Source organism: Dechloromonas sp. H13 (assembly GCF_009469615.1).
Taxonomy (GTDB): domain Bacteria; phylum Pseudomonadota; class Gammaproteobacteria; order Burkholderiales; family Rhodocyclaceae; genus Azonexus.
The window spans coordinates 396,344-417,696 of sequence record NZ_SSXX01000003.1; the positions used below are offsets into that span (position 1 = coordinate 396,344).

Consider the following 21,353-nt stretch of genomic DNA (forward strand, 5'->3'; position numbering starts at 1 on the left):
CAACTATATAGAACCCGGATCAAATTAGTCAACGATTTTACTCAGGTATTTCGGATCGAAGCGATCGGCCGCCAGGACTTCCTCGTCGCACTTGACGCCGGCCGCCTCCAGTTCCTTGAGCAGCGATGCCAGCCGGCGGTCGGTCTCGGCGGCATGATCGAGCAGGCCGTGGATCGCCTTGGCCAGCGGGTCGTCCTGGTCGCGCCCGACGGCATAGGCGGAAAAGCCCATCTTCTCGGCCTGCGCCTCGCGCTGGCGCCCTTCCTCGGAACGGTCGAGCACCCGCGCCGGGTTGCCGACGGCCGTGGCGCCGGCCGGGACCGCCTTGGTCACCACGGCGTTGGAGCCGACCTTGGCCCCGGCGGCGACGGTGATCGGCCCCAGCACCTTGGCGCCGGCGCCGATCACCACGCCGTCTTCCAGCGTCGGATGGCGCTTGCCCTTGTTCCACGAGGTGCCGCCCAGCGTGACGCCGTGGTAGAGCGTGACGTCGTCGCCGATTTCGGCGGTTTCGCCGATCACAACGCCCATGCCGTGGTCGATGAAGAAGCGGCGGCCGATGGTGGCGCCGGGGTGGATCTCGATGCCGGTGAAGAAGCGGGAAAGGTGCGCGACGAAGCGCGCCAGCCAGCGCAGGCGGTGGCCCCACAGCCAGTGCGCGAAGCGGTGCAGGATCAGGGCATGAATGCCCGGATAGCAGGTGAGGATCTCCCAGAACGAGCGCGCCGCCGGGTCGCGGTCGAAAACCGCACGAATATCCTCACGCAGATGCCGGAACATGAAGCCGATTTCCCTTAAAAATAACAGGGTGAATTCTAGAATACTCGACTGAATTTGTCAGCTATTTCCGGGTTCCGGCGCCCGGAAAGACGAAGGGCCGGTCATCGACCGGCCCTTCGCGTGAAACTGATGGCGCGCTTACTCGGTGTAGAAATTCACGTCGTAGGGGTAAGGCTTCTGCGGCACCTTCGATGCGGCGTTGGCCGCCGTCGTCGAGACGTCCTGCTTCTTGTCCCACCACAGCGCGCGACCGGCCTTCTGGTCTTCCACCCACGCCGGGTTCTTCGCCAGCTGCTCGTTGATCCACTTCGTGTGGTCGGATACATAGCTCGTGTTTACGTCACCCATTTCCCGATCCTCTGCACAATCAAAAGTGCGCGGATTTTAGCACGTCAACATCGCTGATGCCCGATCCGCATCCAGCATTCCTCGGCCAAAGCGTCATTGCCATTCCACAGAATATTTGATGATTTCTTGATGTGGATCAGATGTATGTTAGATATTCATTATATTAGACGAATATGATTTAAGTGTTCCGTAGGTGGAGAATATTCATGCGCCGATCAGCAAACTTCGTTGCCGCGACCCTGTTCATGCTCTGCTCCGCAATGGTCAGCGCCACGCAAGCACCCGCGGTGCCCGCTCCAATGCCATCGGCCAAGACAGCATCGACGACCGATCACCGTAAGCTGGAAGCTCTGCAAGGTCCGTTCAAGACCGGCCCCGAGGTCACCAAGGCCTGCCTCTCGTGCCACAACATGGCGGCGCACCAGGTCATGAAAAGCATCCACTGGACCTGGGAGGCGATCAGCCCGACCACTGGCAAGAAACTGGGCAAGCAGCATGCCGCCAACAATTTCTGCGGCTCGATCACCTCCAACGAGACACGCTGTACGAGTTGTCATTCCGGTTACGGCTGGAAGGACAAAAATTTCGATTTCTCCGAGCAGAGCAACGTCGACTGTCTCGCCTGCCATGACACGACCGGCACCTACAAGAAGTTCGGTACCGACGCCGGGCACCCGCTGTATGCGGATCGTGAGTTCGAGCCAATGGAAGGCCCGCCGGGCAAGAAGCTGTTCAAGGCACCGGACCTGACCGGGATCGCGCAGCAGGTCGGCAAACCGGGCCGCAAGAACTGTGGCAGCTGTCACTTCAGCGGTGGCGGTGGCGATGCGGTGAAGCACGGCGACCTCGACTCGTCGCTGGTCAAGCCGAAGAAGGAACTGGATGTGCACATGGCCGAGGACGGCGCCAACATGGCGTGTGCCGACTGCCACACCTTCAATGCGCACCAGCCCTCCGGCAGCCGCTACGCAGCGACCTCGAAGGACAAGCACGGTTTTGACCTGCCCAAGGACGATCACAACCGTGCCACCTGCGAGTCCTGCCACGGCTTTTCGCCGCACCAGGAAGCCAAGATCAACAACCACACCGGCAAGGTGGCCTGCCAGACCTGCCACATTCCCGAGTTCGCGCGCGGCGGTATCGCCACCAAGATGCTGTGGGACTGGTCCACGGCGGGCAAGATGGGGCCGGACGGCAAGCCGCTTTTCATCAAGGACGAGCACGGCCATCTGACCTACTCGGCGGCCAAGGGCGACTTCAAGCTGGGCGAAAACGTCCGTCCCGAGTACAAGTGGTACAACGGCGTAGTGCATCAGGTCACGATCACCGACAAGATCGACGACAGCAAGGTGCTAGAACTCAATCGCGTCGAGGGCTCGGCGAAGGATCCGAACGCACGCATCTGGCCGTTCAAGGTCATGCACGGCAAGCAGCCCTACGACACCGAGAACAAGACCCTGGTGGTCAACCATGTCTTCGGCGAAGACGATACCGCCTTCTGGAAACATTACGACTACGCCAAATCGATCAAGGCCGGAATGGAGTATGCCGGCTTCCCCTACAGCGGCAAGTTCGGCTTCATCGAGACGCGCATGAACTGGTTCATCACCCACATGGTCGCGCCCAAGGACAAGGCCGTGCCCTGCCAGGAATGCCATACGCGGGCAGAAGACGGCCGCCTCGCCGCCATTACCGACATCTATCTGCCGGGGCGTGATCGCAACCGCCTGGTCGACCTCTTCGGGGGCCTGGCCATCATTGGCGCCATCGGCGCCGGCGGCCTGCACGGCCTGATGCGGATCATCACCCGTCGGCGCAAGGAGAACGCAAAATGAGCGAACGCATCTACATCTACAAGCGTTACGAGCGGTTCTGGCACTGGTCGCAGGCCCTGCTGATCATCGTCATGATGATCACCGGCTTCGAGGTGCATGACAGCTTCACCCTGCTCGGCTTCCAGAAAGCCGTGCAGTTGCATACCCTGGCAGCGTGGACGCTGCTGACGTTATGGGCATTCACGATCTTCTGGCAATTCACCACCGGCGAATGGCGGCAGTACCTGCCGTCGTTGAAAAACGTGCTGGCGATGGTCCATTACTACACCATCGGCATCTTCACCAATTCGCCGCATCCCTTCCGCAAGACCGTGGTCCAGAAGCACAACCCGCTGCAGCGCCTGGCCTACCTCGCGCTGCTCGCCTTCATCTCGCCGCTGATCTGGATCTCTGGCTTGCTCTACCTGTTCTACGGCGACTGGGGACGCCTCGGGCTGGACGCCTGGCTGTCGCTGGAATGGGTGGCCGTCGCCCACACGCTGGGGGCCTACATGATTACCGCGTTCTTCTTCATCCACGTCTATCTGACGACGACCGGCCATACCCTGACTGCCCATATCAAGGCGATGATCACCGGCTGGGAGGAAGTCGACGAGCACCAGAAAACGTGATGCGGCACGCGGGAAGCGGGAGGTCACCCCTCCCGCCATTCTGCGAAACGCGCATGCCTCTCTTGGCCAGCGGGACAAACGGCATGGTTGACCGAGCAATGAGATTCCTTCTTTCGCTGATAATGGTGTGCAGCCTACCCGTCGCCGCGGAGGAAATCCCCCGCTCGGCAGTCATTCGCTTCAACACCGTCTGTGCCAATTGCCACGAGGGCGAATGCAGCGGTCGCCTGAGTTTCCAGTCCGGCGTCGACGCCGCACGCGGACACATGGAACGCTACCTGGGAACGATCACCGGCACCGATGCCGACGCCCTTTTCGCGCTGCTGCGCCACACCAAGGAACATTGCACCCACTACCCGGCCGCCGCGGAATCGCCCGCCGGTGGCGCGTGGACCACCGCCGACCTGGCCCCCTGGCGGAATATTCGCGAGGGCGGTTACTTCATTCCGCTCGGCAACGTTGGCGCGGGCAGTCACCGCCTGCAACTGCGCTTCGCCGCGACGGCCCGGAGCGGCCGCCTGAAGATCACCGACCAGCGCTTCGAAACGCTGGTCGAGGAAACGCTCTGCCCGGAAAACACGCTGGAAACACGTTTCGTCGCAGCCGGCGGCCCCCTCTACATGACGCTGCAGACCCAGACCGAATTGATCGGGATCCGCCTCGACTCCCCTGCGCCCTAGCTGATGCTCCTCCATCCGGCGCTATGATTCAGCCATGCGCTTCCTGGCCTCGCTCCGACACGCTGCCCTGCTCGCCATCATCCTGATCGCCCTGGTGCCGGCCGCAAGTGCCGGGGATGATGAATGGACGAGCATCGATGCCAGCGGCGGGAGAGTGGTTCATCTCCATTTCTTCTGGTCACTGCACTGCCCCCACTGCCTCGAGGCAAGGCCGCAAATCCAGGCGCTGGCAGCCGAACATCCCTGGCTGCGCCTGCACGATTTCGAGATTACGCAATCGACCGCCAATCGCGAGCGCTTCGTGGCCATGGCCGGGCAACTGGGTGAACAGGCGCAGGCCGTTCCAACCCTGTTCTACTGCGGGCGCATGCGCGTCGGCTGGGACGACAGTCCGGAGGCACGCTCGGCCCTGCTCGCGGAACTGGCAAGGTGCCGCCAGTCGGGCGCCGCGGGGACGCCGGCGACGGAAGCGCCCCGCCCCATCCGCCTGCCGCTGCTCGGCGAAATCGACCCCGCCGCGCTGTCCTTGCCGGCAATGACTGTCGTACTGGCTGCGCTAGACGCCTTCAATCCCTGCGCCTTCTTTGTCCTGCTGTTCCTGCTTTCGCTGCTCGTCCACCAGCGCCGGCGCACGCGGATGCTCGTCATCGGCGGCGTCTTCGTCGCGGTTTCCGGGCTCATGTATTTCGCCTTCATGGCCGCCTGGCTGAACCTGTTCCTGGTGCTCGGCGGCCTGCCCTGGATCACTGCCGCCGCCGGCGTGCTGGCGCTGGTGATCGCTGCGGTCAACATCAAGGATTTCATCATTTTCAGGAAGGGAATTTCCCTTTCTATTCCCGAGAGCCGCAAGGCCGACATCTTCCAGCGCAGCCGCCGTATTCTCAACGCCGACAGCCTGCCGGCGATGCTGGCGGCGACCGTCCTTCTCGCCGTCGCGGCGAATTTTTACGAACTGCTGTGCACCGCCGGTTTTCCGATGGTCTTCACGCACCTGCTGACCCTGCAGGTACACGATCCTGCCCGGCATTACCTCTACCTGGCGCTCTACAACCTGATCTACGTCCTGCCGCTGCTGCTGATCGTCCTCGCCTTCGTCCGCAGTATGGGCGCCCGCAAGCTGAGCGAACGCGAAGGGCGGCTGCTCAAGCTGCTCTCCGGGCTGATGATGGCCGGGCTTGGGATTTTCCTGGTCGCCGCCCCGGAAATGCTCGCCAGCCCGGGCGTTGGCCTGGGCCTGCTGGCTGGCGCCGGCGCCCTGGCCTGGCTGGCGGCACGCCTGACCCAAGAATGAGCCGAGTAGCCGCCAAAATCAGGCATTTTTGGCGGTCGACCGCAACTGGCGGATTTACGGATAAAGCCCGCGGATCGCCCGTGCCTCGAGCACCCGGCTGCAGCCGATGACGAACGCCGCGGTGCGCAGCGACAGCTTGCGCTCTTCCGCCAGCTGCCAGATGACCTGAAAGGCCTCGGACATGATGCGCTCCAGGCGGTGATTGATCTCGTCCTCGCTCCAGAAGAAACTGGAAAAATCCTTCACCCATTCGAAGTAGCTGACCGTCACGCCACCGGCATTGGCCAGCACGTCGGGCACGATGACGATGCCGCGATCGGCGAGGATCGCCTCGGCTTCCGGCGTCGTCGGGCCGTTGGCGCCCTCGACGATGATGCGGGCGGCAATGCGGTCGGCGTTGTAGCGGTTGATCTGCGACTCCAGGGTGGCCGGCACGAGGAACTCGCAGGGCACGCCCCAGAAGTCGTCGCCGGCGATCGTCTCCGTTCCCGGCGCGCCGGCCAGCGTCCCGTGTGCCGCGAGATGCGCCTTCAGCGCCCCGAGGTCGATGCCGTCCGGGTGGTAGACCGTGGCCCCGACGTCCTGCACGGCGACGATCTTCGCCCCGGCCTGGGCGAACATCCGGGCGCCTGCGAGCGGCACCTGCAGCCGTCGGGCCGCCCCAGCGAGCCGCCGAGCGACAGCGGCTTGCCGGTGACGACGCCGGTCACCGTGCGCCCCTCGCCCATCGAATAGGTATCCATCATCCACATCATGACTTGTGCGTTGAAGTTCGAGAGGTAGGACGGCAGCGGATGGTTATTCCTTTCATGCGCCAAGGGTCATCAATGTCGTGTTGCCGCCGGCCGCCGTCGTATTGACGCTGACCACGCGCTCCGCCAGCAGGCGGTAAAGCGGGTAGCGGCCACTCGCGCGCTGCGGGCGAAGCAGCGGAATCAGCGGCCCCGGCTCGTCCGCCAGGCGCTGGCGCAGGCGGGCGGCGGCCGCATCGTCGCCGGCGAAGAGTACGCCGGCGATGCCCGCATGATCCGCCGCCGGCCGCAGCCTGACCGCGGCAGCGAGTTCCGGAGGAAGGTCATGCACCAATTTTCGTGTTTCCGGCGTGTCGACCGCAGCAGGCGCGTTACCGGTGGCAATCACCGCCACGAACTGCGCCAGCAATTCCGCTTCGTCGTCGGCCAGGCAGAGCAGCGTGCCGCGCGGCGCGAAATGCAGGGTATTGCGCTCGCCGGTCGGGCCCGGCAGCTCGATCCGCGCCTGGCGCAGCGAGCGCGCCGCGTCGTCCTCGCAGCGGCTGGCCAGGCGGTTGCGGCCGCTGGCGGAGGCCCACGCCACGAACTGCCGTAGCCGCGGCGGCAGGTCGCCGGGCGGACCGCCGAAAGCCGTCGGCGCGACATCGGCGCTGCCCGCCAGGCGGTGCAGGTAGAGCGGGCCGCCGGCCTTCGGCCCGGTGCCGGAGAGCCCCTCGCCGCCGAACGGCTGGACGCCGACCACGGCGCCGACCATGTTGCGATTGACGTAGATGTTGCCGACGTGCGCCTTGCCGGTCACCAGCTGCACGGTTTCGTCGATGCGGCTGTGCAGGCCGAGCGTCAGCCCGTAGCCGGTGGCGTTGATGGCATCGACCAGTTCCGGCAGCGCATGGCCGGCGAAGCGCAGGACATGGACGACCGGCCCGAAGACTTCGCGCCGGAGATCGCCCGGCGCACCGATCTCGATCAGCGTCGGCGGCACGAAGCAGCCGTCGGCGCAGGCGGCCGGCAACGGCAACTGGAACACCGGCCGGCCGCTCGCCCGCATTGCTTCGATGTGGGCAAGCAGGACGCCGCGCGCCTCCTCGTCGATGACCGGGCCGATGTCCGTCGCCAGGTCGCCGGGGTCGCCGATGCGCAGTTCCTGCATGGCAGCCTTGAGCATCGCCAGCACGCGCTCGGCGATATCGTCCTGCAGGCACAGCAGGCGCAGCGCCGAGCAGCGCTGGCCGGCGCTGTCGAAGCCGGAAACTAGGACGTCCTGCACGACCTGCTCGGGCAGGGCCGAGGAATCGACGATCATCGCGTTCAGGCCGCCGGTTTCGGCGATCAGCCGCACCTCGTCGCGCGGTGCGATGCTCCGGTTGATCAGCCGCGCCACCTCGGTCGAGCCGGTGAACACGACGCCGCGCACGCGCGCATCGGCGGTCAGCGCCGCCCCGACGGTCTCGCCGCGGCCGGGCAGGCACTGCAGCACGGCGCGCGGAATGCCCGCCCGGTGCAAAAGTTCGACGGCGAAATGGGCGATCAGCGGCGTCTGCTCGGCCGGCTTGGCGAGCACCGGGCTGCCGGCCGCCAGCGCCGCGCTGACTTCGCCGATGAAGATGGCGAGCGGGAAATTCCACGGGCTGATGCAGGCCACCGGCCCCGGCGCTTCGCCGCCTTGAAAATCGCCCGCCAAAAGCTGTTGACCGTAGTAGCGACAGAAATCGACCGCCTCGCGTACCTCGGCGACGGCATTGCCCCAGGTCTTGCCGGCCTCGCGGATGCACAAGCTGAGCAGCGGCACGCAGTTCGCCTCGAGCAGGTCGGCGGCGCGCGCCAGCGCGGCGGCCCGTTCGCCGGGAGCGGTCGCGAACCAGCCCGCGGCGGCATCGGCGGCATGCTTCAGGGCATGTTCGACCGCCGCGCCATCGGCTTGGCGCACGCTACCGACCCGGTCGCGGCGGTCGGCCGGGTTGAGCACCGGCTGTTCCGGCCCGCCAGATTCAACCTCGCCGGCGAGCAGCGGGTACGCCTGCCAGCGCTTTTCCGCGAGCGCCGCCAGCTCGCCCCGCAGGCGGGCGATGGTGGTCTCGTCCGCCAGGTCGACGCCTGCCGAGTTGATCCGCCCTGCCCCGTAGAGGTCGCGCGGCAGCGGGATCTTCGGATGCCGCGCACCGCCCGCGCGGGCGACCTCGGCCAGCGGATCGGCGACCAGCTCGGCGACCGACACCGCCTCATCGACGATGCGGTTGACGAAGGAACTGTTGGCGCCGTTCTCCAGCAGTCGGCGCACCAGGTAGGGCAGCAGGGTTTCGTGGGTGCCGACCGGCGCGTAGATGCGGCACGTCTTGCCGAGGTGCTGCGGGCCGACCACGTTGTCGTAGAGCGGCTCGCCCATGCCATGCAGGCACTGGAATTCGTAATCGTCGATGCCGCGTTCGCGCGCCATCTGGAACACCGACGCCAGCGTCTGCGCATTGTGCGTGGCGAACTGCGGATAGACCGCATCCGGCGCCGCCAGCAGGCGGGCGGCGCACACCAGGTAGGAGAGGTCGGCGTGCGGCTTGCGCGTGAACACCGGGTAGTCGGCCAGGCCATCGACCTGGGCGCGCTTGATCTCGCTGTCCCAGTAGGCGCCCTTGACCAGCCGCACCATGATCCGACGCCCGCTGCGCCGAGCCAGGTCGACCAGCCAGTCGATGACGAAGGGGCAGCGTTTCTGGTAGGCCTGCACGACGAAGCCCATGCCGTGCCAGCCGGCCAGTTCCGGGTCCTCGGCCAGCGCCGCGAAGAGATCGAGCGAGAGTTCCAGCCGGTCGGCTTCCTCGGCGTCGATGTTGAGCCCGATGTCGTAGCGCCGCGCAAGCAGCATCAGGCCCTTGAGGCGCGGCAGCAGTTCGCCCATCACCCGTTCACGCTGGCTGCGCACGTAACGCGGATGCAGCGCCGACAGCTTGACCGAAATGCCCGGCCCAGCCCTGACACCGCGCCCGCCGCTGGCGCCACCGATGGCGTGGATGGCCTGTTCGTAGGAACGGTAGTAACGCTCGGCATCGGCAGCGGTGAGTGCCGCCTCGCCGAGCATGTCGAAGGAATGGGTGTAGCCGCGCGCCTCGTTGTCGCGGCTGCGCGCCAGCGCCGCCGCGATGGTCTCGCCCATGACGAACTGCTGGCCGAGCAGGCGCATGGCGAAATCGACCCCCTTGCGGACCAGCGGCTCGCCGCCGCGCGCCAGGATCCGGCTCAGCGCCCTGCCGAGCGCGCCGTGGCTCTGCGTGGCGACCAGGCGGCCAGTCAGCATCAGCCCCCAGGTCGCGGCATTGACGAACAGCGACGGGCTGCCGCCGAGATGCGACTTCCAGTCGCCGTGGCTGATCTTGTCGCGAATCAGGCGGTCGACCGTGGCCGTGTCCGGAATCCGCAGCAGCGCCTCGGCCAGGCACATCAGCGCCACGCCCTCCTGGCTGGACAGCGAAAATTCGTGCATCAGGTGGTCGACGCCGCTGGCCTGGCTGCGCTGCCGGCGCACCGCTTCGACCAGGCGGCGGGCCAGCGCCTCGGTCGCCGGCCAGGACGGGCGCCGCGCGGCAAATTCGTCGAGCAGATCGCCGACGCACGCCGCCTCGTCGCGCCGGCAGGCCGACGCCAGTGCTTTGCGGTCATCGTCAGGCTGCATCACCTCTCCCCTGAAGCACGGCTTTCCTCGCCACGTTACACCGTTTTCATGACAACGGAAGCCCCACTTTGTTTCCCGCTGCCTATAGAATGTTTCACCGTCGAAGACGCGCCAAATCCCCAACGTGGCCTTCCCGAAAACAAACCAAAGAACCTGGAGACAATCGTGACCGCCCTGCTACCCAATGTTGATCCCGAAGGCCTGCTCGAATACTCGGTGGTCTATACCGACCGCGCCCTGAACCACATGTCGCAACGCTTCCAGGGCGTCATGAAGGACATCTCGCGCATCCTGAAGCAGGTTTACAACGCGAAGAGCGCGGTTGTCGTGCCCGGCAGCGGCACCTTCGGCATGGAAGCCGTCGCCCGCCAGTTCGCCAGCGGCAAGAAGGTGCTGGTGATCCGCAACGGCTGGTTCAGTTTCCGCTGGACGCAGATTTTCGAGATGGGGCAGATTCCGTCGGAAAGCATCGTCCTCAAGGCCCGCCAAGTCGCGCCCGGCCCGCAGTCGCCGTTCGCGCCGCCGCCGATCGCCGAGGTCGTCGCCGCGATTCACGAGCAGAAACCCGACGTCGTCTTCGCGCCGCACGTCGAAACCGCCTCCGGCATGATCCTGCCCGACAGCTACCTGCAGGCGCTCGGTGCGGCGGTGCGTGCGGTCGACGGCCTGTTCGTGCTCGATTGCGTGGCCTCCGGCACGGTCTGGGTCGACATGCAGGCCAACAACGTGGACGTGCTGATCAGCGCTCCGCAGAAAGGCTGGAGCGCCTCGCCGTGCTGCGCCCTGGTCGCCCTCGGCGAACGCGCCCGCCAGCGGATCGACGCGACGACCAGCACCAGCTTCGCCTGCGACCTCAAGAAATGGCTGCAGATCATGGAAGCCTTCGAGAGCGGCAGCCACGCCTACCATGCGACGATGCCGACCGACGCCCTGGCCGCCATGCGCGACGTGATGCTGGAAACCGAGGCCTACGGCTTCGACAAGGTCTGCCACGAGCAGCAGGAACTCGGCCGCCGCATCCGCCGCCTGCTGGTCAGCCAGGGCTTCCCGAGCGTTGCCGCCGCCGGCTTCCAGGCGCCCGGCGTCGTGGTCAGCTACACCACCGACCCGGATATCCAGAACGGGAAGAAATTCCTCGCCCTCGGCCTGCAGACCGCCGCCGGCGTGCCGCTGCAATGCGACGAACCGGCCGATTTCCGAACCTTCCGCATCGGCCTGTTCGGGCTGGAAAAGCTGCACAACCCGGAACGGACGGTGGACAACCTCGCCCGGGCGCTGGAAAAGCTGGCGCCCGCCCCGGCCCACGCCTGAGCGGGCGCGCCGGACGGATCAGCAGCTGTAGGTGCCCTGCAGGTGCAGGATCTGCTGGTCCAGTTCCTCGGCGTGGATGACCCGTTCGTGGTGGGCGACCACCGCAGCAAGCAGTTCGTCGCGCGCCAGGAGCCCCGCCAGCCGGCCATCCGCGGTGCGTACCGCGAGGTGATCCAGCCCCTGCCGGCGCATCAGTTCCAGGGCCTTCGTCACCGTATCGCCCGGCGCCAGCGCCTCGGTGCATGGCGTCATCGCCTCGCCGACCCGCACGTTCGCCGCCTGCCGTGGCATGCCGACTGAAATGCGGGCGTAATCGCGCGACGAAAAGATGCCGACCAGGCGACCCCCTTCGACCACCGACAAGGCATCGACACCGTTCCGCGACATCTGCTGCAGCGCCTCGAGCGCCGCGCGGTCGGTATCGATCGCATGCACGGGGAGCGGCGGCTGCGTGGCGAGAACCGCGCCAATGGTGATTTCCCCGACGCGGGGATGTTTCGGCGCATCGGCGCGGTGGCCTTCGACCCGCGCATCAAGAATTCCGTGGACTGTCATCGCATCGTGCTCCCGTTACAAATAATTCCGACAACTTCCGGCTCCGCCCGGCTAACCTGACAACTCCGCTGCGCCGGGCGGGCCTGAACATTAGGCAAGCCGCAATCCGCCGAGTTCAGGGTAGCGCCGCTTCGGCTATAGTTTCCCCATCGACCACCAAGAACAATTCACATGTCTCCCCTCGCCCCGACCGGACGCCCACGCGCCGCCGTCCTAGCCGCCTTCGTCCTCGTCGCCGGCTGCGCGACCCACGCGCAAGCCCAGACCCAGGCCCAGTTCGAGCAATGCCTCGTCCGCCTGCAGCCGGCTGCGCAGAAGGCCGGCGTCGAGGCGGCCAGCTTCCGCCAGTTCACACAGGGCACGCAGGCCGACTTCACGGTGCTGGAAAAACTTGATTACCAGCCGGAGTTCAAGCTGGCGATCTGGGATTACCTTGCCGGCCTCGTCGACGATGAGCGCATCGCCGACGGCCGCGCCATGCTGCAGCGCCACGCCGCCACGCTGCAGCAGGTGGCAGCCGCCTACGGCGTCGATCCGGCGACAGTGGTCGCCGTCTGGGGCGTCGAGAGCAATTACGGGCGCATCACCGGCAAATATCCGCTGGTGTCGGCGCTCGGCACCCTTTCCTGCTTCGGGCGCCGGCAGGATTATTTCCGCGGCGAGTTCTTCGCTGCCCTGCGCATCCTGCAGCGCGGCGACATCGCGCCGGAACGCCTCACCGGCTCGTGGGCCGGCGCCTTCGGCCACACCCAGTTCATGCCCGCCACCTACGAGCGGCTGGCCGTCGATTTCGACGGCGACGGCCGCCGCGACCTCGTCGACAACAGCGCCGACGCGCTGGCGTCGACCGCCAACTTCCTGCGCCGCGGCGGCTGGCAGAGCGACCTGCCGTGGGGCTTCGAGGTGCGCCTGCCGCCCGGCTTCGACCCGGCGCTGGCCGGCCGCAAAAACAAGCGCCCGCTCGCCGAGTGGGCCGAACGCGGCATCGTTGCGGTCGACGGCCAAAAACTGCCGAATTCCGGGCTCGCCGCCGGCGAGCGCACGGCCATCCTGCTGCCTGCCGGGCCGCGCGGCCCCGCCTTCCTCGTCACCCGCAACTTCGACGTGATCTACGGCTACAACGCCGCCGAAAGCTACGCGCTGGCCATCGCCCACCTCGCCGACCGCCTGCGCGGCGGCGCGCCCTTCGCCACCCCGTGGCCGACCGACGACCCCGGCCTGTCGCGCGCCGAACGGCGCGAACTGCAGACGCTGCTCGCCGCCCGCGGTCACGACATCGGCGAGATCGACGGCGCCCTCGGCGAGCGCAGCCGCACCGCCATCAAGCTCGAACAGACCCGCCTCGGGCAGGAAGCCAGCGGCCGCGGCGGCCAGAAGATCCTCAACGCGCTGCGCAGTGAACAGCCGCCGCAAGCCACCGTCGCGCAGTGATGGCGTCACGGCGAGGCACGGCTAGCCCGCGTCGCTCCACTTCTTCTCGCCCGCCGGCACCGCGAAGGGCAGCCAGTTTTCCGGCGGCGGCAGCGGGCAGGTGGCAAAGGCGGTGAAGGCGCAGGGCGGGTTGTAGGCGAAGTTGAAATCGAGGGTGATTTTGCCGTCGACCGCAACCGGTGTTTTCAGAAAGCGCCCGGCGCCGTAGGTTTCGCGGCCACTGCTGCGATCGCGGAAGACGAAAAACACGCCATCGTCCCCGACCGACATCGGCAGCAGCGTCACCGTTTCGCCATCCCGTTCGAATACCGCGCGCTGCGCGACGGCGACCGTTTTCAGTTCCCCGCTGACGTTGGGAACCTCCATGCTCAGCGCTTCCGGCAGGGCTTCCCAGCGGGCGTCGATGCGCCACGCCGGGTCGTAGTCGAAGCACGGCACGCCGGCGAAATGGCGCGTCGCGGCCCAAGTGCGGTCGCGCACGCGGGCGGCCAGGCGTCCGTCGCGGTCGACGATGAAAAACGACCATTTTTCGAGGTCGACCGCGGTCGGCTGGCCGGCGTGGTCGGTTTCCAGCACACGCGCCGGACCGCCTTCCGGTTGCCAGACGACGCGCCCGTCCGCCCACTGCAATTCGCCCTGGCGCGCCGGCCCGCCGGGCAACGGCACCTCGGCGTCGGCAGCGCTGCCGACGCGGTTGGCGCCCGGCGCCAGCCAGTGCAGGCCGATCAGCCCGAGCCAGCTGTCCGGCCCGGCCAGTTCGGCGTGGCGCGCTGCCTGCCAGCGCCGGTGCGATGCGACACGATCCATGTTCGCTCCTGTGAATTGATTTCCCTGATTGCCCTGGACCACAGGGTAGCGCCGCGGCGGCCGCATTGAAAGCGGATGGCGAAGCTGACAGAATGGCCAACGAACCTTCATTGCAATGTACCGGAGATGGAAATGAAACGAGCACTTGTTCTGGCACTGCTGGCGGGCCTGCCCATTTTTGCCCAGGCCGCCGATGTCAATGTCAACATCGGCAGCGCCAGGATTCAGAGCGGCAACACGACGATCACCTTCGGTGACCGCGACCGGCGCGGCTACTACTGGGACGGCAACACCTGGCGCGATCCCGTGTATTGGGAAAAGCATCACGGCAAAGGCAAGGGCAACCCGAATGCGCCGGGCCAGAACTGCCCGCCGGGGCAGGCCAAGAAAGGCAACTGCTGAACCAGCGGTTCAAGACCTGAAAAGCGGACACCAAACGGTGTCCGCCTTTTTGTGGGCGCCTGGATTCCCGCGGCCCGCATTCCCGCCGCCAGCGCGCCCAGCCGGCCGGGCAAGTTTCGCACGTACGGGAGAAAGCTTCTGCTAGGATGGCTGCATTATCGGGCCTGGCGCCCGGGCGCCGTTTCGGCGGCGTCAAAACACAGGATCACCCTCAACGGAATCGCCCATGAAAATCGACCTCCGCTTGACCCTGCACTACGGCCTGACGATCTTCCTCAGCGCCTTCCTGCTGTTCCAGGTCCAGCCGATGATCGGCAAGATGATCCTGCCCTGGTTCGGCGGCTCCGCCTCGGTGTGGACGACCTGCATGCTGTTCTTCCAGATGATCCTGCTGCTCGGCTACCTGTACTCGCACTGGGTCGTCCGTTTTCTTTCGCCGCGCCGGCAGAGCCTGATCCACCTCTCTCTGCTGCTGGTCAGCCTGGCGCTGCTGCCGATCAGCCCGAGCGACGCGTGGAAGCCGACCGGCGCCGAGAACCCGACGCTGCGCATCCTCGGCCTGCTGCTGGTGTCGATCGGCCTGCCCTACTTCGTGCTGTCGACCACCGGGCCGCTGGTGCAGGCCTGGTTCGCCCGCGAACGTTCCGGCCAGGTGCCCTACCGCCTGTTCGCGCTATCAAATTTCGGGTCGATGCTGGCACTCATCGCCTATCCGCTGGCCGTCGAGCCGGCGCTGCCGACGCTGTGGCAGTCCTACATGTGGTCCGGGCTGTTCGCCTGCTTCGTCGTCGCCTGCGGCCTGCTTGCCTGGCGCGGACGCAACGGCACGGCCATCGCCCATCACCACGAGACGCAGCCGCTCGAAGCGCTGCGCCCCGGGCAGATGCTGCTGTGGGCGGCGCTGGCCGCCTGCCCGTCGATCCTGATGGTCGCCGACACCAGCTTCCTGACCGAGAACATTGCGCCGATCCCGCTGCTCTGGGTGGCGCCGCTCGGCCTCTACCTGCTCTCCTTCATCCTCTGCTTCGAGCGCCACGGCTGGTACCGGCGGCGCATCTTCCTACCGCTGCTGGCGCTCGGCCTGCTGGCGCTTGCCGTGCTGCCGACGCTCGGCCTCAACACGCTGCCGATCCATGTCTCGATGGCCATCAACCTCGCCGCCTTCTTCGTCGCCTGCATGGTCTGCCACGGCGAACTGGCGCGGCGCCAGCCGCATCCCGCCCACCTCACCGCCTATTACCTGATGCTGGCCGTCGGCGGCGCGCTCGGCGGCTTCTTCGTCGGCGTCATCGCGCCCTACTTCTTCAACAGCAACTACGAACTCTCGGTCGGCATCGTCCTCACCGGGCTGGTCACCGCCATCGCCGTCATTCCCGGCCTGAATTTCCCGCGCCCGGCAGTACGCACCGCCGCGCTGGCCGGCACGGTGGCCTTCCTCGCCCTGCTCTCCGCCATCCGCATCGTCGACCACCATGAGGAAAGCAGCGGCGCCGAGGCCAGCCTGCGCAACTTCTACGGCACGCTCAAGGTCTTCGCGCGTGAGGAAAACGGCTACCGCAGCATGCTGCACGGCCAGATCATCCACGGCCGCCAGTTCCTGGCGCCGGACAAGGCCATGCAGCCCACCGCCTACTACAGCCCCGAGGGCGGCGCCGGCAAGACGCTGCTGGCCAAGGCGCAACAGGGGCCGCTGCGCGTCGGCGTCGTCGGCATCGGCATCGGCACGCTGGCCACCTACGGGCGCCCCGGCGACTACTACCGCCTCTACGACATCGACCCGCTGGTCATCGACGTCGCCCAGACCCACTTCAGCTTCCTCAAGGACACCAAGGCGCAGACCGACATCGTCATCGGCGACGCCCGCCTGCAGCTCGAGCGCGAAACGCCGCAGCAGTTCGACGTGCTGATCGTCGACGCCTTCTCCGGCGACTCGGTGCCCATCCACCTGCTCACCCGCCAGGCCTTCGAGCTCTATTTCCGCCACCTCAAGCCCGACGGCGTGCTCGCCGTGCACATCACCAACCGCTACCTCGACCTCCGGCCGGTGATCAAGACCGCTGCCGACCACTTCAAGCGGCCGGTGCGCATCGTCGATTTCGACGGCGACGCCGAGCGCGGCCTGTTCCGTTCGCGCTGGGCGATCATCGCCGCCGACGACACCTTCTTCTGCCACCAGGGCTTCGAGGAGTCGAAGCTGCTCGCCGACCGGCCGGGATTCAAGGCCTGGCTGGACGACTACAGCAGCCTGTTCGCGGTGCTGATGTAGTCACACCCATCCAAGGAGGATCGCCATGCAATACAAGGGAAGCTGCCACTGCGGCACCATCGCCTTCGAAGTCGAAGGCGAGATCACCGGGCTCGTCGACTGCAACTGTTCGATCTGCCAGCGCAAGGGGTCGTTGCTCTGGTTCGTACCGCGCGCCAGGCTGCGGCTGCTGACGCCGGAGGAAAACATCGCCACCTATACCTTCGGCAAGGGGGTGATCCGCCACCGCTTCTGCCCGAAATGCGGCATCCATCCCTTCGGCGAAGGCACCGACCCCGCCGGCAACGCGATGGCAGCGATCAACGTGCGCTGCCTAGAGGACTTCGACTTCTCGCAACTGCCGGTCAAGCACTTCAACGGGCGCGACCTGTAGCCGGCGAGGCGCCGGTTGCGGTCGACCGGGAAAAACCGGCAAATCTGGCGCAATGAAAAACGGCGGGGTCAGCCCCCGCCGTTTCCTTTCCTGCCACGCCCGATTCAGGCTTTCGCGAAACGCATGATGCCGTTTTCGCACACCACGCGGATCGTGTCCTTCGGCCCGAAGCGGCCTTCGAGGATGCCTTTCGCCAGCGGGTTTTCCAGTTGCCTGATGTAAGCGGCGCAGCGGGCAAAACCGCGAAAAACCGGTTGCTGCGGTCGACCCCGCAAAAGAGGCAAATTCAAAGGGTAATCTGGGAACGGCGCCTTTTTGGCAACCCGTGGCAGAGGAACGAACACCGGCCTACCCTGTCGCAGGGCAAAGAACTCGTCAAGGCTACGCCATGAAACACAAGATTCTTGCCCTGCTCCTTTGTTTAGGCCTCGGCGTCAGGGTTGCCGCCGCCGAGCCGATGCCGCTCTTCGACGCCCATCTCCACTACAACTGGGAACCGACCCCGAGGGTCGCCACCGGCGAGGCGCTCCGTCTCTTCGAAGCGGCCGGCGTGCGCGGCATCCTGGCCAACAGCCGGCCCAACACGGGAACCCACGCCTTGTATGCCGTCCGCTCGGACAAGCTGCAGGTCGTGCCCTTCCTGCGCCCATACCGGGTGCGTGCCGATGTGCAGACCTGGTTCAACGACCCGCAGACGATGACGCTAATCGAAGAGGAATACCAGCGCCACGGCTATTTCGTTGGCATCGGCGAGTTTCATCTGCATGGCGTGGAAGCGCGCAGCCCGGTCGTCGCGCAGATGGTCCGCTTCGCCCGCGGGCGCAAGCTGATGCTGCATGCCCACAGCGATGTCGCAGCGCTGGAAACCCTCTTTTCGCTTTACCCGGAAGCCCGCATCATCTGGGCGCATACCGGCTTTTCATTGCCGGCTGCCGAAGTCGAGCGCATGCTCCGCACCTACCCCGGCCTGGTTGCAGAACTCTCCTATCGCAGTGGCATCAGCGACGGCTCAGGAAAGATTTCCGCCGAGTGGCACCAACTGTTCGAGCGCTACCCGGAGCGCTTCCTGCTCGGCTCCGATACATGGATCGATGAGCGCTGGGATAGCTACGGGCAAATCATGGGTGGCTACCGGCCGTGGCTCGAACAGTTGCCGCCTGGCGTAGCGCGGCAGATTGCCTGGGGCAACGCCGTCCGCTTGTTTGGTCTGAGGCCATGACGTGCGAGGACACCCGCTAAGGTTCGCAACCGGCCTCCTGCGGTCAACCGGGAAAAGCAGCCAAAATCCGGGAACCAGTTTTTTCAGTTAAAAAATAACGGCGAGGCAACCAGCCTCGCCGTTTCCTTTTCGCCCGCTGCTTCAGCCCTTGGCGAAACGCATAATGCCATTTTCGCAAGCGACGCGGATCGTGTCCTTCGGCCCGAACCGGCCTTCGAGGATGCTCTTCGCCAGCGGGTTTTCGAGTTGCTGCTGGATCGCCCGCTTGAGCGGCCGCGCACCGAACACCGGGTCGAAGCCGGCCTGCGCCAGTTCGGCCAGCGCGCTGTCGTCGACCACCAGCTCCATTTCGAGGGCGGCCAGGCGCTTTTCCAGATAGCCGAGCTGGATCCTGGCGATGCCGGCAATGTGCTTCTCGTCGAGCGCGTGGAAGACCACCACCTCGTCGATGCGGTTGATAAATTCCGGCCGGAAGTAGGTCTTGACCTCGGCCATCACCGCCATCTTGATCACGCCGTAGTCGTCGCCGGCCATCTGCTGGATCATCTGGCTGCCGAGGTTGGAGGTCATGACGATCACCGTGTTCTTGAAATCCACGGTGCGGCCCTGGCCGTCGGTCATGCGCCCGTCGTCCAGTACCTGCAACAGCACGTTGAAGACATCCGGGTGCGCCTTCTCGACTTCATCGAGCAGGATCACGCTGTACGGCTTGCGGCGCACGGCTTCAGTGAGGTAGCCGCCTTCTTCGTAACCCACGTAGCCCGGGGGCGCGCCGATCAGGCGGGCGACCGAATGCTTCTCCATGAACTCGCTCATGTCGATGCGGATCAGATGCTCCTCGGAATCGAACATGAACTCGGCCAGCGCCTTGCACAGCTCCGTCTTGCCGACGCCGGTGGGGCCGAGGAAGAGGAAGGAGCCATACGGCCGGTTCGGATCGGACAGCCCGGCGCGCGAACGGCGGATGGCATCCGCCACCAGGCGCACCGCCTCGTCCTGCCCGACGACGCGCTTATGCAGGCGCTCTTCCATCTTCAGAAGCTTCTCGCGCTCGCCCTGCATCATCTTACTGACCGGGATGCCCGTGGCACGACTGACCACCTCGGCGATTTCCTCGGCGCCGACCTGCGTGCGCAGCAGCTTGTTTTTGGCCTGTTTTTCGGGGTCGACCGCATCCGCCGCCTTCAACTGCGCCTCGAGCTGCGGCAGCTTGCCGTATTGCAGTTCGGCCAGCTTGTCGTACTGCCCCTTGCGCTGCAGCTCGGCCATCTGCGCCTTGATCTTGTCGATTTCTTCCTTGATGTGGGCAGAACCCTGGACCTGCGCCTTCTCGGCCTTCCAGATTTCTTCCAGATCGGAATATTCCTTGGACAGCTTGGCGATTTCTTCCTCGATCAGGCCAAAACGCTTGATCGACGCCTCGTCCTTCTCCTTCTTCACCGCCTCGCGCTCGATCTTGAGCTGGATGATGCGGCGGTCGAGCTTGTCCATCGCCTCCGGCTTGGAGTCGATTTCCATCTTGATCTTGGCCGCGGCTTCGTCGATCAGGTCGATCGCCTTGTCCGGCAGGAAACGGTCGGTGATGTAGCGGTGCGACAGCTCGGCTGCGGCGACGATCGCCGGATCGGTGATGTCGACGCCGTGGTGCAGCTCGTACCTCTCCTGCAGGCCGCGCAGGATGGCGATGGTGCTTTCCACGCTCGGCTCGTCGACCAGCACCTTCTGGAAGCGGCGCTCGAGCGCGGCGTCCTTTTCGATGTACTTGCGATATTCGTCGAGCGTGGTCGCGCCGATGCAGTGCAGTTCGCCGCGCGCCAGCGCCGGCTTCAGCATGTTGCCGGCGTCGATGGCGCCTTCGGCCTTGCCGGCGCCGACCATCGTGTGGATCTCGTCGATGAACAGGATGATGCGCCCCTCGTCCTGGGCGATTTCCTTGAGCACCGCCTTCAGGCGCTCCTCGAACTCGCCGCGGTACTTGGCGCCGGCCAGCAGCCCGGCCATGTCCAGCACCAGCACCTTCTTGCCCTTCAGGGTTTCCGGCACCTCGTCATTGACGATGCGCTGCGCCAGGCCCTCGACGATGGCCGTCTTGCCGACGCCCGGCTCGCCGATCAGCACCGGGTTGTTCTTGGTCCGCCGCTGCAGGATCTGGATGGCGCGGCGGATCTCGTCGTCGCGGCCGATCACCGGGTCGAGCTTGCCCTCGGCGGCGCGCTCGGTGAGGTCGATGCAGTATTTCTTCAGCGTCTCGCGCTGGCCTTCGGCTTCCTGCGAATCGACGCCCTGCCCGCCGCGCACGGCCATGATCGCCGCTTCCAGCGCCTTGCGCGTCAGGCCATGCTGCTTGGCGAGCCGCCCGGTTTCGCCCTTGTCATCGCACAGGGCGAGCAGGAACATCTCGCTGGCGATGAACTGGTCGCCGCGCTTCTGGGCTTCCTTGTCGGTCAGGTTGAGCAGGTTGCCGAGGTCGCGGCCGACCTGCACGTCGCCGCCATGCCCCTCGACCTTGGGCAGGCGGGTCAGCGCCTGTTCGAGGTCGCGCTTGAGCGCCGGCACATTGACGCCGGCGCGGGCGAGCAGCGAACTCGTGCCACCGTCGTCCTGATTGACGAGCGCCAGCAGCAGGTGCTGCGGCTCGATGAACTGCTGGTCGTTGCCATTGGCCAGGCTCAGGGCATCAGACAAAGCCTGCTGAAACTTGGTGGTGAATTTGTCGGTACGCATGCTGTCTCCCTTCGGGAATTTTTTCGATACCCGGAAGATGAGGACGACGCCCCGGATTTCAACTCCCGGGAGGGTAAGCTACCGGCCAACTGCGACCATCCATCCGTGCCGTAAAGCCGCCGTTCGAGCGACTGGTTCACTCTGAAACTTGCCATCCGGCCTACGCGAACAACTCGGCCTGTGAATCGCCCCGGCATTACTAGACACTCTGTAGCCGGTTGAAATACTGGTTTTCGAACTCTACCGGAGAAACGTCGTTTGCATAACCGTGACGACGTTTCGGGTTGTAGAACATCTCGATGTAGTC

At 65.8% G+C, this 21,353-nt stretch carries 19 protein-coding genes; 10 read left to right on the forward strand and 9 right to left on the reverse strand.

The genetic code is table 11. The annotated features are described in order from the left end of the window. Nucleotides 1-24: 24 nt before the first annotated feature. Together cysE and GH660_RS10190 are read right to left on the reverse strand one after the other, a co-directional pair. Nucleotides 25-780: a serine O-acetyltransferase gene (gene cysE / locus GH660_RS10185; RefSeq protein WP_153146548.1), complete on the reverse strand. Its 756-nt coding sequence runs from the start codon at nt 778-780 to the stop codon at nt 25-27. Nucleotides 781-918: 138 nt separating this feature from the next. Beyond that, on the reverse strand, nt 919-1,128 hold the full coding sequence (locus GH660_RS10190) for a DUF3460 family protein (protein ID WP_153146549.1): 210 nt from the start codon (nt 1,126-1,128) through the stop codon (nt 919-921). A 206-nt stretch (nt 1,129-1,334) separates the two neighbouring features. Between GH660_RS10190 and GH660_RS10195 the strand changes: the two genes are divergently transcribed. From GH660_RS10195 to GH660_RS10210, 4 genes are all read left to right on the forward strand, one after another. After that, entirely contained in the window at nt 1,335-2,963 is a 1,629-nt protein-coding gene (locus GH660_RS10195; protein ID WP_228276448.1) for a tetrathionate reductase family octaheme c-type cytochrome, read from the forward strand. Next, nucleotides 2,960-3,574, forward strand: a complete 615-nt coding sequence (locus GH660_RS10200) for a cytochrome b/b6 domain-containing protein (protein WP_153146550.1) — start codon at nt 2,960-2,962, stop codon at nt 3,572-3,574. Before GH660_RS10195 ends, GH660_RS10200 begins: the two co-directional genes overlap by 4 nt. 98 nt (nt 3,575-3,672) lie before the next feature. Further along, the gene (locus GH660_RS10205; RefSeq protein ID WP_153146551.1) at nt 3,673-4,254 is read left to right on the forward strand and encodes a hypothetical protein; all 582 of its coding nucleotides are present in this window, start codon (nt 3,673-3,675) and stop codon (nt 4,252-4,254) included. 34 nt (nt 4,255-4,288) lie between these two features. Then, entirely contained in the window at nt 4,289-5,545 is a 1,257-nt protein-coding gene (locus tag GH660_RS10210) for a thioredoxin family protein (protein ID WP_153146552.1), read from the forward strand. 54 nt (nt 5,546-5,599) lie between these two features. Here GH660_RS10210 and GH660_RS10215 read toward each other — a convergent pair whose 3' ends face one another. After that, nucleotides 5,600-6,166, reverse strand: coding sequence for a Glu/Leu/Phe/Val dehydrogenase (locus tag GH660_RS10215; RefSeq protein WP_228276449.1), 567 nt, complete (start codon nt 6,164-6,166; stop codon nt 5,600-5,602). Between the two features lie 186 nt (nt 6,167-6,352). After that, entirely contained in the window at nt 6,353-9,958 is a 3,606-nt protein-coding gene (gene putA / locus GH660_RS10220; protein ID WP_153146553.1) for a bifunctional proline dehydrogenase/L-glutamate gamma-semialdehyde dehydrogenase PutA, read from the reverse strand. Between the two features lie 165 nt (nt 9,959-10,123). On the opposite strand from putA, the gene GH660_RS10225 reads away from it, so the two are divergent. Beyond that, nucleotides 10,124-11,269, forward strand: a complete 1,146-nt coding sequence (locus GH660_RS10225) for an aminotransferase class V-fold PLP-dependent enzyme (RefSeq protein WP_153146554.1) — start codon at nt 10,124-10,126, stop codon at nt 11,267-11,269. A gap of 18 nt (nt 11,270-11,287) precedes the next feature. On the opposite strand, the gene GH660_RS10230 is transcribed toward GH660_RS10225, so the two are convergent. Continuing rightward, nucleotides 11,288-11,824 carry a CBS domain-containing protein gene (locus tag GH660_RS10230; RefSeq protein ID WP_153146555.1) on the reverse strand — a complete coding sequence of 179 codons (537 nt, stop codon included), beginning with the start codon at nt 11,822-11,824 and terminating at the stop codon, nt 11,288-11,290. A gap of 171 nt (nt 11,825-11,995) precedes the next feature. On the opposite strand from GH660_RS10230, the gene GH660_RS10235 reads away from it, so the two are divergent. Beyond that, nucleotides 11,996-13,255, forward strand: coding sequence for a lytic murein transglycosylase (locus tag GH660_RS10235; protein WP_153146556.1), 1,260 nt, complete (start codon nt 11,996-11,998; stop codon nt 13,253-13,255). Between the two features lie 21 nt (nt 13,256-13,276). Here the strand turns inward: GH660_RS10235 and GH660_RS10240 are convergent, their stop codons facing one another. Next, on the reverse strand, nt 13,277-14,062 hold the full coding sequence (locus tag GH660_RS10240; RefSeq protein WP_153146557.1) for a DUF1684 domain-containing protein: 786 nt from the start codon (nt 14,060-14,062) through the stop codon (nt 13,277-13,279). A gap of 132 nt (nt 14,063-14,194) precedes the next feature. Here GH660_RS10240 and GH660_RS10245 point away from each other — a divergent pair, with 132 nt between their 5' ends. From GH660_RS10245 to GH660_RS10255, 3 genes are all read left to right on the forward strand, one after another. Then, nucleotides 14,195-14,464: a DUF2502 domain-containing protein gene (locus GH660_RS10245; RefSeq protein WP_153146558.1), complete on the forward strand. Its 270-nt coding sequence runs from the start codon at nt 14,195-14,197 to the stop codon at nt 14,462-14,464. Between the two features lie 226 nt (nt 14,465-14,690). Next, on the forward strand, nt 14,691-16,730 hold the full coding sequence (locus GH660_RS10250) for a fused MFS/spermidine synthase (protein WP_153146559.1): 2,040 nt from the start codon (nt 14,691-14,693) through the stop codon (nt 16,728-16,730). A 25-nt stretch (nt 16,731-16,755) separates the two neighbouring features. Further along, nucleotides 16,756-17,103: a GFA family protein gene (locus GH660_RS10255; RefSeq protein WP_153146560.1), complete on the forward strand. Its 348-nt coding sequence runs from the start codon at nt 16,756-16,758 to the stop codon at nt 17,101-17,103. Nucleotides 17,104-17,207: 104 nt separating this feature from the next. On the opposite strand, the gene GH660_RS10260 is transcribed toward GH660_RS10255, so the two are convergent. Beyond that, nucleotides 17,208-17,447, reverse strand: coding sequence for a hypothetical protein (locus GH660_RS10260; protein WP_153146561.1), 240 nt, complete (start codon nt 17,445-17,447; stop codon nt 17,208-17,210). A gap of 44 nt (nt 17,448-17,491) precedes the next feature. Between GH660_RS10260 and GH660_RS10265 the strand changes: the two genes are divergently transcribed. Beyond that, nucleotides 17,492-18,322 (forward strand): amidohydrolase family protein, encoded by an 831-nt coding sequence (locus tag GH660_RS10265; protein WP_153146562.1) that lies wholly within the window; start codon nt 17,492-17,494, stop codon nt 18,320-18,322. Nucleotides 18,323-18,463: 141 nt separating this feature from the next. Here GH660_RS10265 and clpB read toward each other — a convergent pair whose 3' ends face one another. Continuing rightward, the gene (clpB, locus tag GH660_RS10270) at nt 18,464-21,046 is read right to left on the reverse strand and encodes an ATP-dependent chaperone ClpB (protein ID WP_153146563.1); all 2,583 of its coding nucleotides are present in this window, start codon (nt 21,044-21,046) and stop codon (nt 18,464-18,466) included. A 199-nt stretch (nt 21,047-21,245) separates the two neighbouring features. Continuing rightward, the coding region (locus tag GH660_RS10275) for an IS3 family transposase (protein ID WP_153146564.1) at nt 21,246-21,353 on the reverse strand (108 nt) is incomplete at its 5' end.